Annotated in this window: 11 protein-coding genes and 1 pseudogene; 4 read left to right on the top strand and 8 right to left on the bottom strand. The window is 68.4% G+C overall.

The window, feature by feature from the left end; translation table 11 throughout:
* Positions 1–156: 156 nt before the first annotated feature.
* From rlmB to BM199_RS08995, 7 genes are all read right to left on the bottom strand, one after another.
* Positions 157–1,113 carry a 23S rRNA (guanosine(2251)-2'-O)-methyltransferase RlmB gene (gene rlmB / locus BM199_RS09025; RefSeq protein WP_091671937.1) on the bottom strand — a complete coding sequence of 319 codons (957 nt, stop codon included), beginning with the start codon at positions 1,111–1,113 and terminating at the stop codon, positions 157–159.
* A 6-nt stretch (positions 1,114–1,119) separates the two neighbouring features.
* On the bottom strand, positions 1,120–2,508 hold the full coding sequence (cysS, locus tag BM199_RS09020) for a cysteine--tRNA ligase (protein ID WP_091671936.1): 1,389 nt from the start codon (positions 2,506–2,508) through the stop codon (positions 1,120–1,122).
* Between the two features lie 60 nt (positions 2,509–2,568).
* Entirely contained in the window at positions 2,569–3,255 is a 687-nt protein-coding gene (locus BM199_RS09015; protein WP_091671934.1) for an HAD family hydrolase, read from the bottom strand.
* A gap of 138 nt (positions 3,256–3,393) precedes the next feature.
* Positions 3,394–3,789, bottom strand: coding sequence for a PPOX class F420-dependent oxidoreductase (locus tag BM199_RS09010; RefSeq protein ID WP_091671933.1), 396 nt, complete (start codon positions 3,787–3,789; stop codon positions 3,394–3,396).
* Positions 3,790–3,806: 17 nt separating this feature from the next.
* Entirely contained in the window at positions 3,807–4,301 is a 495-nt protein-coding gene (gene ispF, locus BM199_RS09005; protein ID WP_091671931.1) for a 2-C-methyl-D-erythritol 2,4-cyclodiphosphate synthase, read from the bottom strand.
* Positions 4,298–5,011, bottom strand: coding sequence for an IspD/TarI family cytidylyltransferase (locus BM199_RS09000; RefSeq protein ID WP_177242537.1), 714 nt, complete (start codon positions 5,009–5,011; stop codon positions 4,298–4,300). Before BM199_RS09000 ends, ispF begins: the two co-directional genes overlap by 4 nt.
* 41 nt (positions 5,012–5,052) lie before the next feature.
* Positions 5,053–5,544, bottom strand: a complete 492-nt coding sequence (locus tag BM199_RS08995; RefSeq protein WP_091671928.1) for a CarD family transcriptional regulator — start codon at positions 5,542–5,544, stop codon at positions 5,053–5,055.
* A 310-nt stretch (positions 5,545–5,854) separates the two neighbouring features.
* Between BM199_RS08995 and BM199_RS08990 the strand changes: the two genes are divergently transcribed.
* The 4 genes and pseudogenes from BM199_RS08990 (at position 5,855) to BM199_RS35180 (ending at position 11,867) form a co-directional block, all read left to right on the top strand.
* The gene (locus BM199_RS08990; RefSeq protein WP_245788236.1) at positions 5,855–6,511 is read left to right on the top strand and encodes a copper chaperone PCu(A)C; all 657 of its coding nucleotides are present in this window, start codon (positions 5,855–5,857) and stop codon (positions 6,509–6,511) included.
* 86 nt (positions 6,512–6,597) lie between these two features.
* The gene (gene radA, locus BM199_RS08985; RefSeq protein WP_091671924.1) at positions 6,598–8,007 is read left to right on the top strand and encodes a DNA repair protein RadA; all 1,410 of its coding nucleotides are present in this window, start codon (positions 6,598–6,600) and stop codon (positions 8,005–8,007) included.
* A gap of 260 nt (positions 8,008–8,267) precedes the next feature.
* Positions 8,268–11,552, top strand: a pseudogene (locus tag BM199_RS08980) (3-keto-alpha-glucoside-1,2-lyase-like domain-containing protein); the annotation flags it as partial.
* On the top strand, positions 11,541–11,867 hold the full coding sequence (locus tag BM199_RS35180; RefSeq protein ID WP_425425511.1) for an Ig-like domain-containing protein: 327 nt from the start codon (positions 11,541–11,543) through the stop codon (positions 11,865–11,867). The pseudogene BM199_RS08980 and the gene BM199_RS35180, both read left to right, overlap by 12 nt.
* Positions 11,868–11,924: 57 nt before the next feature.
* On the opposite strand, the gene otsB is transcribed toward BM199_RS35180, so the two are convergent.
* Complete coding sequence (gene otsB, locus BM199_RS08975) at positions 11,925–14,453, bottom strand: trehalose-phosphatase (protein ID WP_091672134.1); 2,529 nt, start codon at positions 14,451–14,453, stop codon at positions 11,925–11,927.
* Positions 14,454–14,480 lie beyond the last annotated feature (27 nt).

Raw genomic sequence — 14,480 nt, 5'->3', positions numbered from 1 at the left:
CTGGTCAGCGCGACATAGTCCGCACCTTTGGATGAGGTGAGGACGTCGTGACCCTAGCCGAGGGCCTAGCCCGTTGGAGTGAGGAGTCGCAGGAAAGTCACCATGGCCACTTCGCGGCTACCTACCGCCCCGGACCGGCCATGGTGACAGCCGGTGTCAGATACGGCCCGCGATGCGCCGGCGCCGGGCCACCTCGGCGAGCAGAACGCTCGCCGCGACGGAGGCGTTCAACGACTCCACGCCCGCTGCCATCGGGATCGACACCGTCGCGTCGCAGTTCTCCCTGACCAGCCGCGACAGGCCCCTGCCCTCGGAGCCGAGCACGACCACCAGCGGGTCGGCGGCGAGGTCCAGTTCGTCGATGTCCACCGAGCCGTCCGCGTCGAGACCGACGATCATCAGTCCTTCCGCGGCCCACGCCTTGAGCTGGCGGGTGAGGTTCGTCGCGACGGCCACCGGCAGCTTCGCCGCGGTTCCGGCGCTGGTCCGCCACGCAACGGCGGTCATCCCGGCGCTCCTGCGCTCGGGAAGCAGCACACCGTGCGCGCCGAACGCGGCCGCCGAACGGATCACCGCGCCCAGGTTGCGCGGGTCGGTCACCCCGTCCAGCGCGACCAGCAGCGGCGCGTTCCCGGAGTCCTGCGCCATGGTCAACAGGTCGTCCGGGTGGGCGTACTCGAACGGTGGCACCTGCAGGCCGAGGCCCTGGTGCATCGCCTTGCCGGTCTTGCGGTCGAGTTCCTCGCGCGGGATCTCGAGGATCGAAATGCCCTTGTCGGCTGCCATACGCACGGCTTCGGTCACCCGATCGTCGGCGTCGATGTTCAACGCGACGTACAGCGCGGTCCCCGGGACGTCGGCGCGCAGCGCCTCCACCACGGGGTTCCGTCCGGCGATGATCTCCGGGCCCTCGGCCTTCTTGTTCCGCGCCTTCTCGGCCTTGGCCGCGGCTGCCGCCTTGCGCTGCTTGGGGTGCCCCGGCCGCTGATCGGCCTTCGGCGTCGGCCCCTTGCCTTCAAGGCTCTTGCGTCGCTGGCCGCCGGAGCCGACGACCTGCCCCTTCTTCGTACCGGGCTTGCGAATCGCGCCCTGGCGTCGGGAGTTGCCTGCCATTGTTCCTCAGTCCTTAATAGTCCACATAGGACCGTTTGCGGTGTCTTCCACCGTGATCCCGGCGCCCTGCAACTGATCTCGCACGGCGTCCGCTCGGGCGAAGTCACGATCGGCTCGCGCCTGCTGCCGTTGTTCGAGCATGCCTTCGACCAGCACGGCCAGCGCCTGCCGGACGCCGGTGTCGCCGCCCGAACTCTCCGCCCAGGTCGCCGACAACGGGTCGACGCCGAGCACCCCGGCCATCGCCCGCACCGCCGTGGCCAGTTCCAGCGCCTTCGTGGTGTCGGCGTTGTCCAAGGCGGCGTTACCGTCGCGCACAGTGTTGTGCAGCACGGCGAATGCCTGCGGGGTGCCGAGGTCGTCGTCCATGGCGGATGCGAAGTCGGCCGGCACCTCGCCAACGCCCAGTTCGTCGACCGTTCCCGCGACGCGGCGCAGGAACTGCTCGATCCGCCGGTACCCCTGCGCCGACTCCGACAGTGCGCCGTCGGAATACTCGATGGTCGAGCGGTAGTGCGGCTGGATCAGGTAGTACCGGAGTTCCACTGGGCGGTAGCGGCGCAGCATCTCGGGGATGGCCACGGTGTTCCCGAGCGACTTCGACATCTTCTCGCCGGAGAGGGTCACCCACGCGTTGTGCAGCCAGAAGCGGGCGAACCCGTCACCGGCCGCGTGCGACTGCGCCCGCTCGTTCTCGTGGTGCGGGAACACCAGATCGACCCCGCCGCCGTGGATGTCGAACTCGGCGCCCAGGTAGTTGGTGGCCATCGCGGAGCACTCCAGGTGCCATCCCGGCCTGCCCGGACCCCACGGCGTCGGCCAGGACGGCTCGCCGGGCTTGGCACGCTTCCAGAGCGTGAAGTCCCGCGGGTCGCGCTTGCCGGTCGCCTGGTTCTCCCCCTGCTGGACGTCGTCCAGCCGCTGTCCGGACAGGGCGCCGTAACCGGCGAACGAGGCCACGGAGAAGTAGACGTTGCCGTCGGCGGCGTAGGCGTGCCCGGTGTCGATCAGCCGCTGCATCAGCTCGGTCATCTGGGTGATGTGCCCGGTGGCCCTCGGCGTGATCGACGGTGGCAGGCAGCCGAGCACCTCGTACGCGTCCTCGAACGCGCGCTCATGTGTGGCCGCCCACTCCCACCAAGGCCTGCCTGCCGATTCGGCCTTGTCCAGGATCTTGTCGTCGATGTCGGTGACGTTGCGCACCATGAGCACGTCGAGTCCACTGTGGATGAGCCAGCGGCGCAGCACGTCGTAGTTCAGCGCACCACGGACGTGGCCGATGTGCGGAACTCCCTGGACGGTGGCACCACACACGTACATGGACGCAGTTCCGCTGCGAGCGGGGTGAAACTCCCGCACGTCTCTGGCCGCTGTGTCGTATAGGTGTAGGACCACCCTGAAATGGTACGGGTCACCTCAGCCAGGGTGCAGTGAAGGCCAGCAAGTGCGCGACGCTTAGAGCACGTTGTGCGTGCGCAGCGCGGTGACCAGCCCGTCCGTCCGCTGGCTGGTCGGGGACGGTTCCACCAGCGCGAACGCGCAGCCCAGGTCGGCGGCCGCTCCGTCGGCCTCGGCGCTGTCGCCGACCATCAGGGTCCGCTCAGCGGAGGCGCCCAGCCGGTCCAAGGCGGTACGGAAGATCGCCGGGTCCGGTTTGATCGCTTCCACCTCGAAGGAGAGCACGAACTCCTTGATGAACGCGTCCAGGCCGCGCTCGGTGAACGCGGGCCGGATGTCGAACGCGATGTTGCTGAGCACGCCGACGGGCAGGCCTCGGTCCGCGCACCCCTTCAGCACGTCCGCGGTGTCCGGATACGGCGTCCACTGACTGGGATCGATCAGCCGGTCGTAGAGGGCCTTCGCCTGCTCGACCTGCGGCACCCCGGACTGCCGGAGCACCTCGAGGTAGACCTTGCGGTGCAGCTCAGGGTCGAGGTCGCGGTTCTCCCACGCGTGCTGGTGATCAGCGGAGAGGTCCACGACCTTGCCGACCGGCGCGGTCATTCGCCGCATCAGCTCGGTCTGTGCCTCCACGTCGAGCGGATCGCCACCCGAGTCGGTGAGGTGGTCCAACCACGTCTCGTCCTGCTCGAGACGGAACAGCGTGCCGGAGAAGTCGAAAAGAACAGCCTCGATGGTCACGCCCCAAACACTACGGGGTGATGGCCGGGTGACGGTGGGCACGTGGTGCCGCGTTCAGGGGGGTGGTCGGGTGACGGGTGGGCGGGTGGGCACGTAGTGCCGCGTTCAGGGGGGGTGGTCGGGTGACGGGTGGGCGGGTCAGGCGGAGAAGCCGGTGATCTTCTCCGGGATCACCCGGACGACGATCCGCACGGTGCCCTCGGCCTCGGCGGGGTAGTCCTTGCCGCCGTACTTGTTCGACAGCTCGTCGATCAGTTCGCGGCCGCCCTCCTCGGTCAGCTCGACGGTGCCCCGGATCTCGACGTAGTTGTACGGGTTCTCCGTCTCGAAGATCGACACGCTGATCCTCGGATCCCGCCGGTGGTTGAGTTCCTTACGCCTGCCCCTGGTCGTGGAGTACAGCAGCGTGTCGCCATCGCGCTTGACCCACACGACCGAGGATTGCGGTCCTCCGTCGGGGTTCACGGTGGCAACGGTGGCGAAGTTCTTGCCGTCGAGCAGTCCCCGTACGGCCTCGTTGAATTTCACGGTCATGAGCGCGAGGCTAGTGCTCAACCCGCCGTGGTGCTCGCATCAGCGACGTCCAAGGGGAACAGCAGAGCGGTGGCCACAGCGGCGACGCCCTCGCCGCGCCCGGTCAGCCCGAGCCCGTCACTGGTGGTGCCGGAAACGCTTACCGGACCGCCAGCGGCAAGGCTCAGCGTCTGCTGGGCCTCCGCACGGCGAGTGCCGATGCGCGGCGCGTTGCCGATCACCTGGACGACGGCGTTACCCACGCGGTAGCCGGCCGCCTCGATGCGCCGCTGCGCCTCGGCGAGCAGTTCCGCGCCGTGCGCGCCCGCCCAGCGCGGATCGCCGGTGCCGAACACAGCGCCGAGGTCACCGAGCCCCGCGGCCGACAGCAGTGCGTCACAGAGTGCGTGTGCCGCGACGTCTCCGTCGGAGTGCCCGGCGCAGCCGTCGACGCCGGGCCACAACAGACCCGCGATCCAGCACGGCCTGCCCGCCTCGACGGGGTGGACATCCACGCCCTGACCGATTCTCACTGGTGCCCTCCGGCCTGGTGTTGTTCGTCGGCGAGCAACGCCTCGGCGACGGTGATGTCGAACGGGGTGCTCAGCCGTACGGCATGCGGATGACCTGCGACGGTTGTGGCGTCGGACACAGCATCATCCAGGCCAGGGCCGTCCGCGGCGACCCGGCGCCGTAGTTCCGCTGCGGAGAAGCCGTGGGGACTCTGTACCGATCGCAAACCGGAGCGGTCGTGAGTGGACCGTATGGTGCCGTCGGCGACGACCTTGATCGTGTCGGTGACGGCTTCCACCGGAACCACGGCGGGGGCGCCGGCTCGAACGGCGGCGGCCACCGACCGAAGCACGGATGGCGGGACGAACGGCCTGGTGGAGTCGTGCACGAGCACGACGTCGGCGTCGTCCAGGAGATGTGCGGCGAACGCCGACCGCACCGCGTGGGTGCGGCCGGCGCCGCAGTGCACTTGTGCCAGGCGGGTGCCGGCGGATTCGAGCGCCGCGACGCAGCCGGCATACGCCGAGTGGTCGGGCGAGTCCGCCGGAGGTACCGCAAGCACCACCCGGTCCACGACTCCGGAGCCGAGCAGGCCCCGGAGGGTGTGAACCAGGACGGGTTCGTCCCGAACGTGAGCCAGCGCAGCTGACTCCACGGCCGGAGCCCGGTCATCCCTGTCGTAAGGGACCAGCGCGACGACAGCGGTGTCGCAGCCCTGCGCAGCCCTCACCTGTCTGTACGCCGTCGCTTCGCGATGTCTCGAAGCCCGGGTCAGACTGTTGCGGTTTCCAGAACCTCGTCGAGCAGCACTTCGGCCTTGCCTTCGTCAGTGCCCTCGGCGAGTGCGAGCTCGCTCACCAGTATCTGTCGCGCCTTGGCCAGCATCCGCTTCTCACCAGCGGACAAGCCGCGGTCCTTCTCTCGCCGCCAGAGGTCGCGCACCACTTCGGCCACCTTGTTCACATCGCCGGAGGCGAGTTTCTCGAGGTTGGCCTTGTACCGTCGAGACCAGTTCGTGGGCTCGTCGGTGTGGGGAGCACGCAGCACGTCGAAAACGCGGTTCAGACCGTCCTGGCCAACGACATCACGTACGCCGACGATCTCGGCGTTGTCAGCAGGCACGCGGACCGTCAGGTCCCCCTGCGCGACTTTGAGGACGAGGTACTTCTTCTCCTCGCCCTTGATCACGCGGGTCTCGATTGCCTCGATGAGTGCGGCACCGTGGTGCGGGTAGACGACGGTCTCTCCGACCTTGAAAACCATGTGTCCTCTGCCCCTTTCGCTACATCCAGCTTAGCACGCGACGAGAGTGCGTACCTAGCGGCCCGCGATCGTCCTTGCAGGTCAGTGGCCTAATCCTGCTCTGGATGGGGGTTGACAAACCCGATTTCTCCATACTCACGCAGGTGACGGCGAATCGTCTCGGCGTGCGTGTTGCAATCCACTAAGGACCATTCGATCTCACAATTCCTGCGCCGCTCGCCCGCAATGACGACCACGTGCCGGAGGTGATCGGCCGCCCGGCTACCCTTCGCGAGCAGGGTCGTGGAGTAGCTAGGAAGGGCTGAAGACCGTGAGGCAGCAGAATCGTCGCGCGCTGGGCTCGCGCAGGATGAGCTCGGTCGTGGCCGGTCTCGGTGCAGTCCTGTTCATCGCTGGATGCGGTGCCGGGCAGATCACCCAGACCGACACCCAGGAGGCCGCGATCAACGGTGCGGCGGCCAACGCAGGCACGCTCGCCATCCGCGACGCGGAGCTGGTCTTCCCCGAGGCCGTGTCCACCACGGAGTCGGGTCAGCCCGTTTACTACTACCCGTCGGGTTCGCAGGCCATCGCGGAGTTGGTCATCGTGAATGAGGGCGCCACCGACGACGAACTCGTCTCGGTGACCTCGGAGGCGGCGGGCAACGTTTCGGTACAGGGTGACCGTGACGTCGTCCAGCGCAGCACCCTGGTGATCGGCCCGATCGGCGAGGACGTCAACGCCGATCTGCCCCAGTCCGCCTCGGTCCCGCCGCCCAGCGAGGAGCAGGTGGACGACCAGGTGGGGCACGCGAGCATCGTGCTGGAGCAGTTGACCAGGGAGATCTGGCCAGGTCAGAGCGTTCCCGTCACCTTCACGTTCAAGAACGCGGGCTCGGTCACGGTGGACATGCCCGTTGGCGCCCCGACCCACTCCAGGGTGACCGAGGAGCACGGGGAGCACGAGGACTCCTCGAGCAGCCACTGAGAGTGAGCCTGCGAGCCGAGCCGACCGGCGTAGATGTGCGCGACCGCCGCCACGCGTTGTCGGACCCGGTGACTAGCGTCTGATCCATGGCGAAGAAGGGGACGACGTACCGCTGCGGCGAGTGCGGTTACGAGGTCGCCAAATGGGTCGGGCGGTGCCCGGAGTGCCACGGCTGGGGATCCATCGAGGAGCGTGGGGACGCCCGGCCCGCGATCGCGAGGATCGCAGCGGGAGCGCCGAGTGCCCCGGCGAGGCCCATCGGCGAGGTCGATGTCGAGGCCGCGCGGGCGCGGAGCACGGGAGTCCCGGAACTGGACCGGGTCCTCGGCGGCGGGCTGGTTCCCGGTGCGGTGGTGCTGCTGGCAGGCGAGCCTGGAGTCGGCAAGTCGACATTGCTGCTCGAAGTGGCCTATCGCTGGGCTGCCGGCGCGGAGCCGGAGCCGGGTCGTCGTGAACTCCGGCAGGACGGCGAGTTCGGGCCTTCGTTGTACGTCACCGGCGAGGAGTCCGCGGGTCAGGTGCGGTTGCGCGCCGAGCGCACCGGCAACGTGCACGACCAGATGTATCTCGCCGCCGAGAGCGACCTGTCGGCCGTGCTCGCCCACGTGGACGACGTCAAGCCGGGTGTGCTGATCGTCGACTCCGTGCAGACCATGGCCTCTCCACTGGCCGACTCGGCCCCTGGCGGGGTCACCCAGGTTCGCGCGGTCACCGCGGGCCTGGTCGCGCTGGCGAAGGAACGCGGGCTGCCCGTGCTGCTGGTGGGCCACGTGACCAAGGACGGATCAGTGGCCGGCCCGCGGGTGCTCGAACACCTGGTGGACGTCGTCCTGCAGTTCGAGGGTGACCGGCACTCGACCCTGCGCATGGTGCGCGGCGTGAAGAACCGGTTCGGGCCCGCCGACGAGATCGGCTGTTTCGAACTGCGTGACGAGGGCATCGTCGGCGTACCGGATCCTTCCGGGTTGTTCCTGAACCGGCACGCAGAGGCTGTGCCGGGAACGGCCATCACCGTCACGGTGGAGGGCAAGCGTCCGCTGCTGGCCGAGGTGCAGGCGCTGGTGGCGAAGTCGAGCCTGGCCCAGCCGCGGCGCGCGGTCAGCGGGCTCGACTCGGCCAGGGTCGGCATGGTGCTGGCCGTGCTGGAGAAGCGGGGCGGGCTGAAGGTCGGCGAGCAGGACGTCTACGCGGCGACGGTCGGCGGCATGAAGATCACCGAACCCGCGATCGACCTCGCGGTGGCGCTGGCCGTCTGGTCGGGAGCGGGTGACGTCGCACTGTCGCCGCGACTGGTGGCGATCGGCGAGGTGGGGCTCGCGGGGGAGATCCGCAGGGTCACCGGCGTCGGCAGGCGGCTGGCGGAAGCCGTGCGGATGGGCTTCACCCACGCGATCGTGCCGCCGGACCCAGGTCCGCTTCCCCAGGGCATCCGCGCGCTCGAGGTGGACAACCTGGGCGCCGCCATCAACGCGGTCCGCCACGTCCCACTGCGCTGAACGCGCTCGTGCGCTTCGGGCATGTCCCCAATGTGGCATTGGGGACGTTCTGAGCAGGGCCGCCACTCGCCGGGTGGCGGCTTTAGCTGTGGGTAACCCCGTGCCGTCTGTGGATAACTGTCGTCCACCTCGGTACTTGTGAGCTCGTTGAGCAAACTTTTGTGTAACGAGATCTAGCTTTTGATGGTTCTGTGAGAAAGTATCGATCGTGTGATGGAGGCCACTGCCGTCGCCACGATCGACTTTCAAGGAGGAAGCAGATGCCGTCGCGAACGCTGCAGAGATGCCGGAGGAGCCTGGTCGGGCTCCTCGGGGTCGCCCTTCTCGGTTCAATCGCCGTCGTCGGCGCGCCAACCGCTGCCGCGCAGGCCGACGATGTGCCACCTCAGGAACCAGGGGTGACGCTGCGCACCTTCGACCTGCGTCAGTCGCTGGAACGCATCTGTCAGCTCAAGTCCGGCAGCACGCCCAATGTCGACAAGTTGATGCCGGTGATCGACTTCAGCAGCGCGGGTGAGTTCGGGTTCGAGGACAACTTCCTGTCGCACGTCGTCGCCAACATCAACATCCCCGACGAGGGCGACTACACCTTCCGCCTGATCAGCGACGACGGCTCGCGGCTGTACATCGACGACCAGCTCGTCATCGACCACGACGGCCTGCACGCGGCGGAGCCGAAGGACGGCGTCGTCACGCTGACGCCCGGCTACCACGCGTTGCGGATCGAGTACTTCGAGGCGCACTACGACCAGCAACTCACCCTGGCGTGGCAGCCACCAGGTGCCACTGAGTTCACCGTGGTGCCGACCTCGGTGCTGAGCACCGACGCCGACGTCGTGCGCGTGACGGCGCCGGGACGCAAGTACTGCGAGGGCGACACCGACACTCCGGGCGATGGCCTCCCCCTCGACTCGGTGAACCCGAACTACACCCTCACCGACCTGCGCCCCGAGGGTTTTCAGCCGATGGTGGCCGCGATGGATTGGACCGAGGACGACCAGCTGGTGGTCGTGACCTCCGGTTCGGTGAGCCCGGGTGGCCCGGTGGAGAATCCCGAGCCAGGCGAGGTCTTCCTCCTGGACAACGTCACCGGTGCGACCGGCCCCGACGAGGTGACGGTGACGAAGGTCGCGAGCGGTCTCCTGAACCCGATGGGCGTTGCCGTCGTGGACGGCTCCATCTACGTGTCGGAGCGGGATCGCCTCACCGAACTCACGACCGACGCCGATGGCGACGGGCTCCTCGAGCACGCCACCGTCACCGAATGGCCCTACGGCGGAAACTTCCACGAGTTCGCCTTCGGCCTGTTGCACGACGAGGAGAACTTCTACGTCAACCTTTCGGTCGCGATCAACCAGGGCGGTGCGACGACCGACCCGCAGCCCGCGGAGAACCGCGGCACCACCATCAAGGTGAACCGGGAAACCGGGGAGGTCAGCTATGTCGCAGGCGGGCTGCGCACGCCCAACGGCATGGGCTGGGGCCCCGAGGGCGAACTCTTCGTGATGGACAACCAGGGCGGCTGGCTGCCCTCGTCGAAACTGTTGCACGTCAAGCAGGACCGGTTTTTCAACCACTACACCAACCCGGATGGGCCGTTCGACGACAACCCGGTGACCCAGCCGGTCCTGTGGTTGCCGCAGAACGAGATCGGCAACTCCCCGAGCAACCCGGTCACGCTGGAGGAGGGGCCCTTCGCCGGTCAACTGCTCTTCGGTGACGTGACCTACGGCGGCCTGCAGCGCGCATCGCTGGAGAAGGTGCACGGGGAGTATCAGGGCGCGGTGTTCCGGCACTCGGCGGGCCTCGAAGCAGGTGTCAACCGGACTGTCATCGGTCCCGATGGGGCCATCTACGTCGGCGGCATCGGCGAGGGAGGCAACTGGAGTGAACCCGGCAAGCTGAAGTACGGCCTGCAGAAACTGGCGCCGAGCGGCGAGAACACGTTCGACATGAAGTCGATGAGCGCCACCGAGGACGGATTCCGGATCGAGTACACCCAGCCGCTGTCCGCCGAAGCCGTCGAGAACATCGCGCAGAGCTACAAGGTCGAGCAGTGGCGCTATGTGCCGACTCCCGACTACGGCGGCCCGAAGGTCGACGAGGAAACCCTGACCGTCGCCGCTGCCGAGGTTTCGGCGGATGGCAAGACGGTCACGCTCGACATCGATGGCCTGAAGCGGGGCCGGGTCGTGCACCTGCAGTCGCCACGTCCGTTCGCCGCCGCGAACGGGCAGGAGCTGTGGAACACCGAGGCGTGGTACACGCTCAACGCGATCCCCGGCGAGCAGCCGGACACGACTCAGGTCTTCTACGAGGCCGAGGAAGCCCGGTTGGAAGGCAGCGCGCGGGTGGACAACGACCACGCCGGGCACTCCGGCGTCGGCTTCGTCGCCGGCTTCGGGCAACCGGGTGCGTCCACCACGATGCGGGTGGAGGTCGACAAGGAAGGCGGCTACGACGTCGGCCTGCGGTACTCCAACGGTCCCAACCCGTTCACCGGTGACAAGACGGTCAGCATCTACGTCAACGGCGAGAAGGCGAGGCAGACCACCTTGCCGTCCACAGTGACCTGGAAGGAGTGGGCGACCAAGAAGGAGAGACTGAACCTGCGCGCCGGTGCCAACACCATCGAGTACAGAGTGGACTCCGACGACACCGGCCACGTCAACCTCGACCTCATCTCCGTCCGGGAGCCGGGTGAGCGGATCACCCTCTTCGATGGCGGGGACCAGTCCGAGTGGCTGTACACCGACGGACGCACCGCCGGCTGGAAGAACGTGGACGGCGACGCCATGGAGGTAGCGGGTGGTGACCTGCGGACCAAGGAGGCCTTCGGCGACTACCGGATGCACGTCGAGTTCAAGGTGCCGCAACTGCCACCGGACGTGACCGGGCAGGACCGTGGCAACAGCGGTGTGTACATGCAGGAGCGCTACGAGATCCAGATCCTGGACTCGTTCGGTGACGACACGCTGGACAACAACGAGGCGGGCTCGATCTATCTGCAGAAGCCGCCGGACGTCAACGCCGCAACGGCACCGGAAACCTGGCAGAGCTACGACATCGAGTTCCGCGCCGCGCGGTTCGACGACGCCGGGAACAAGACCGAGGACGCTCGGGTCACCGTGGTGTGGAACGGGGTGACCGTGCACGACGACGTCGCCATCACCGGTCCGACCGGCGGGTCCATTCCCGAAGGGCCGTTCACCGGCGCGATCCGGCTGCAGGACCACGGAAACCCGGTGCAGTTCCGCAATATCTGGCTTGAGCCCATCGAGCAGGCGACCACCTCCGTCACCGCGACTCCGGCGCAGCTGACGTACGGCCAGGAGAGCACAGTCGATGTCATGGTCGAGTCGGAGAACCCGGTCTCGGGTTCTGTGGAGCTGCTCGACGGTGACCGGGTGCTCGGCACGGCGACGGTGGCCGAGAACGGCGCGGCCGCCGTGACCATGCCGGGCACGGCACTCGTGCCGGGAAACCACGAGCTGTCCGTTCGCTACAGCGGTGACGAGGCGAATCTGCCGGCGGTGGGCGCCGTCGCCGTGGAAGTCGCCAAGGCAAGCACCGGCGTCACCGGTGACACGGCGCGGATACCGTTCCGCCACGACAGTTCGATCGACCTCACGATCACCTCGGCCGTCCCGGTGTCGGGCACGGTGGAGTTGCTCCACCGTGGTCGGCTGGTCGCCACGGCGACGGTGGCGGAGAACGGCACCGTCTCCGTGACCATTCCGGACAGGGCGCTCAAGCCCGGCCGCTACGAGCTGTCGGTGCGGTACAGCGGTGACGAGCTGAACGCGCCTGCCGAGGGCACGGTCGAAGTGCAGGTCGGCAAGGCGAAGGTCATTCGCTAGCGCAGTCCCCTCGGTGCCACCCCGCGTACGTGGGGTGGCACCGAGGGCTGCGAGCCGCTACTGCGCCAGCAGGTTGGCGCAGCGGATCAGGCCGATGTGGGAGTAGGCCTGCGGGTGGTTGCCGAGTGAGCGTTCCGCGATGGGGTCGTACTGTTCGGGCAGCAGGCCGGTCGGTCCCGCCGCGTCGACGAGCTGCTCGAACAGCTCCTCCGCCTCGGTCCTTCGCCCGGTGAGCAAATACGCCTCGATCATCCAGGCCGCGCACAGGTGGAAGCCGCCCTCATCGCCGGGGAGTCCGTCGTCGCGCCGGTACCGGTACACGGTCGACCCGCTGCGCAGTTCCGCCTCGATCGCGGTCACCGTCGACTGGAACCGCTCGTCCTGCGGGTCGAGCAGGCCGGACAGTCCCACGAACAGCGACGCCGCGTCGAGGTCCGTTCCGTCGTAGGCCGTCGTGTACGCCCGGACCTCGTCGTTCCAGCCGTTTTCGAGCACGTCAGCCGAGATCGCGTCACGCAGCTCGACCCAGCCGTTCGGCACCTCCCGGCCGTAGACCTCCGCGAGCTTGATCGCCCGGTCGATCGTCACCCAGCACATCACCCGCGAGTACACCCGGTGGCGCGGCACGTGCCGCTCCTCCCAGATGCCGTGGTCCGGCTCGGACCACCGTCGCGTGACGGCCTCGGCCATCGCCCGCACCAGCTGCCAGTCGTGGTCCCGCAGCTCGCCGCGCGCCGCCGCCATGTCGACCACCAGCTCCACCACGGGGCCGAACACATCGAGCTGCACCTGGTGGTTGGCCAGGTTGCCGACGCGTACCGGCCGCGAGCCCTTGTAGCCGGGCAGCGAGTCGATCACGGCTTCGGCGCCGATCTGGGTGCCGGCCAGCGTGTACAGCGGGTGCAGCCGCTCCGGGCCGGCCAGGGTCGCGAGCACGCCGTGCAGCCACTCCAGATAGCCCTCGGCCTCGGCCATCGAGCCCAGTGCCACCAGTTCGCGAACGGTCATCGCCGCGTCCCGGATCCAGCAGTAGCGGTAGTCCCAGTTGCGGACACCGCCGATCTCCTCGGGCAGCGAGGTCGTGGCCGCGGCCATGATTCCGCCGGTGTCGGTGTTCACCAGACCACGCAACGTCAGCGCCGAGCGCGCCACCAGTTCGGACTCGACCTGCGGCAGCTTCAACGTGGTGGCCCAGTCGCTCCAGTACCCGCCCGCCCGCCTGCGACGATCCACTTCGGATAGCTCGTGCGGACCGAGGTCGGTGGTGCCACAGCGAAGTTCGAGGACGACCGGCTTCTCCGGTGTCGGCTGCACCAGCGCAGACGCGGTGTCGTGCAGACCGTCGGAGGTGATCTCCCACTGCACACCGGGTGCGCGCAGGACGATCGGCTCCGACGTGCCGAGCACACGCAGACCGTCCTCCTCCTGCAGCAGCCGCACCGGCACGCCGCCGAACTCGGGACGCGGCGCGAACACCACGGAGGCGGTCGCCTCACCGGATATCACCCGGACGATGTCCGTGCGGTGCTGCGGGCTCTCTGGCTCGAGGTAGTCGGTGACCAGCAGGCGGGACCAGCGAGTTTCCACGGTCATCGTGTTCGGCAGGTACCGCTGCCCGAGCGGGAGGCCGTTGCGGTCCGGCTTGATGGAGAAGTGGCCTGCCCCGGGGCCGCCGAGCAGGTCGGCGAACACGGCAGGCGCGTCCGGGCCGGGGTGGCACAGCCAGTTCAGCGTGGCGTCCGGGGTGACCAGTGCGACCGAACGCTCGCTGGCCAGCATGGACAGTCGCTCGATGGGAGGCGCCTGCTCGCCGTAGAGCCAGTTGCGCCGCTCCTCGAGCACGAACGCAAGCACCGTCGCGACGTCAATGGTGTCCGGAACGCGGTACTGGGCGAGGCTTTCGCCCTCCCCGACCTTCACACCCAGGTCCGGGCCGGTGATCCGGGCGAACGCCTTCTCGTCGGTGACGTCGTCGCCGATGAAGACGGCGGCGGTGGCACCGGCCTGGTGACGCAGTGTGTCCAGCGCCTTACCCTTGTCGGTCTGCACCACCGCGAGCTCGACGACCTCCTTGCCGTCGGTCACCGAGACGCCGTCCCAGTGGGATGGTCCGGAGTGGACCGCCTCCAGCACCCGCCGGCCTGCCGAGTGCTCGGCGCGGCGCACGTGGACCGCGATGCTCGCCGGTTTGACCTCCAGCGACACGCCCGGCACGTCCAGCACGAGCTTTTCCAGCTCGGCTTCGAGTCTGCGGTGCAGCTCTCTGGCAGTCGAGTCGAGGGCGTGCACGAAGCCGATGTCGAACTCGGAACCGTGGCTGCCGACCAGGTGGACCTCGGCGGGCAGGCGGGACAACGTCGCGAGGTCGCGCAGGGCGCGACCGGAGATCACCGCTGCGGTGGTCTCGTGCAACCCGGCGAGCGAGCGCAACGCACCGACGGATTCAGGCAGCGGGCGGGCCTCGTCGGGGTTGGCCGTGATCGGCGCGAGCGTGCCGTCGTAGTCGCAGGCGACCAGCAGGCGCGGCGTCCTGGCGATCTGCATGATCGCGCGCCGCAGCTCGGCGGGCAGGGCCTCGGCGGTCAACACTCCTCCTTGGGAGCTGGCAGGGGC

The sequence above is a fragment of the Amycolatopsis marina genome (genome assembly GCF_900111885.1).
Taxonomy (GTDB): domain Bacteria; phylum Actinomycetota; class Actinomycetes; order Mycobacteriales; family Pseudonocardiaceae; genus Amycolatopsis; species Amycolatopsis marina.
The sequence above is the reverse complement of the archived record's forward strand: the minus strand, read 5'-3'. Positions and strand labels throughout refer to the sequence as shown.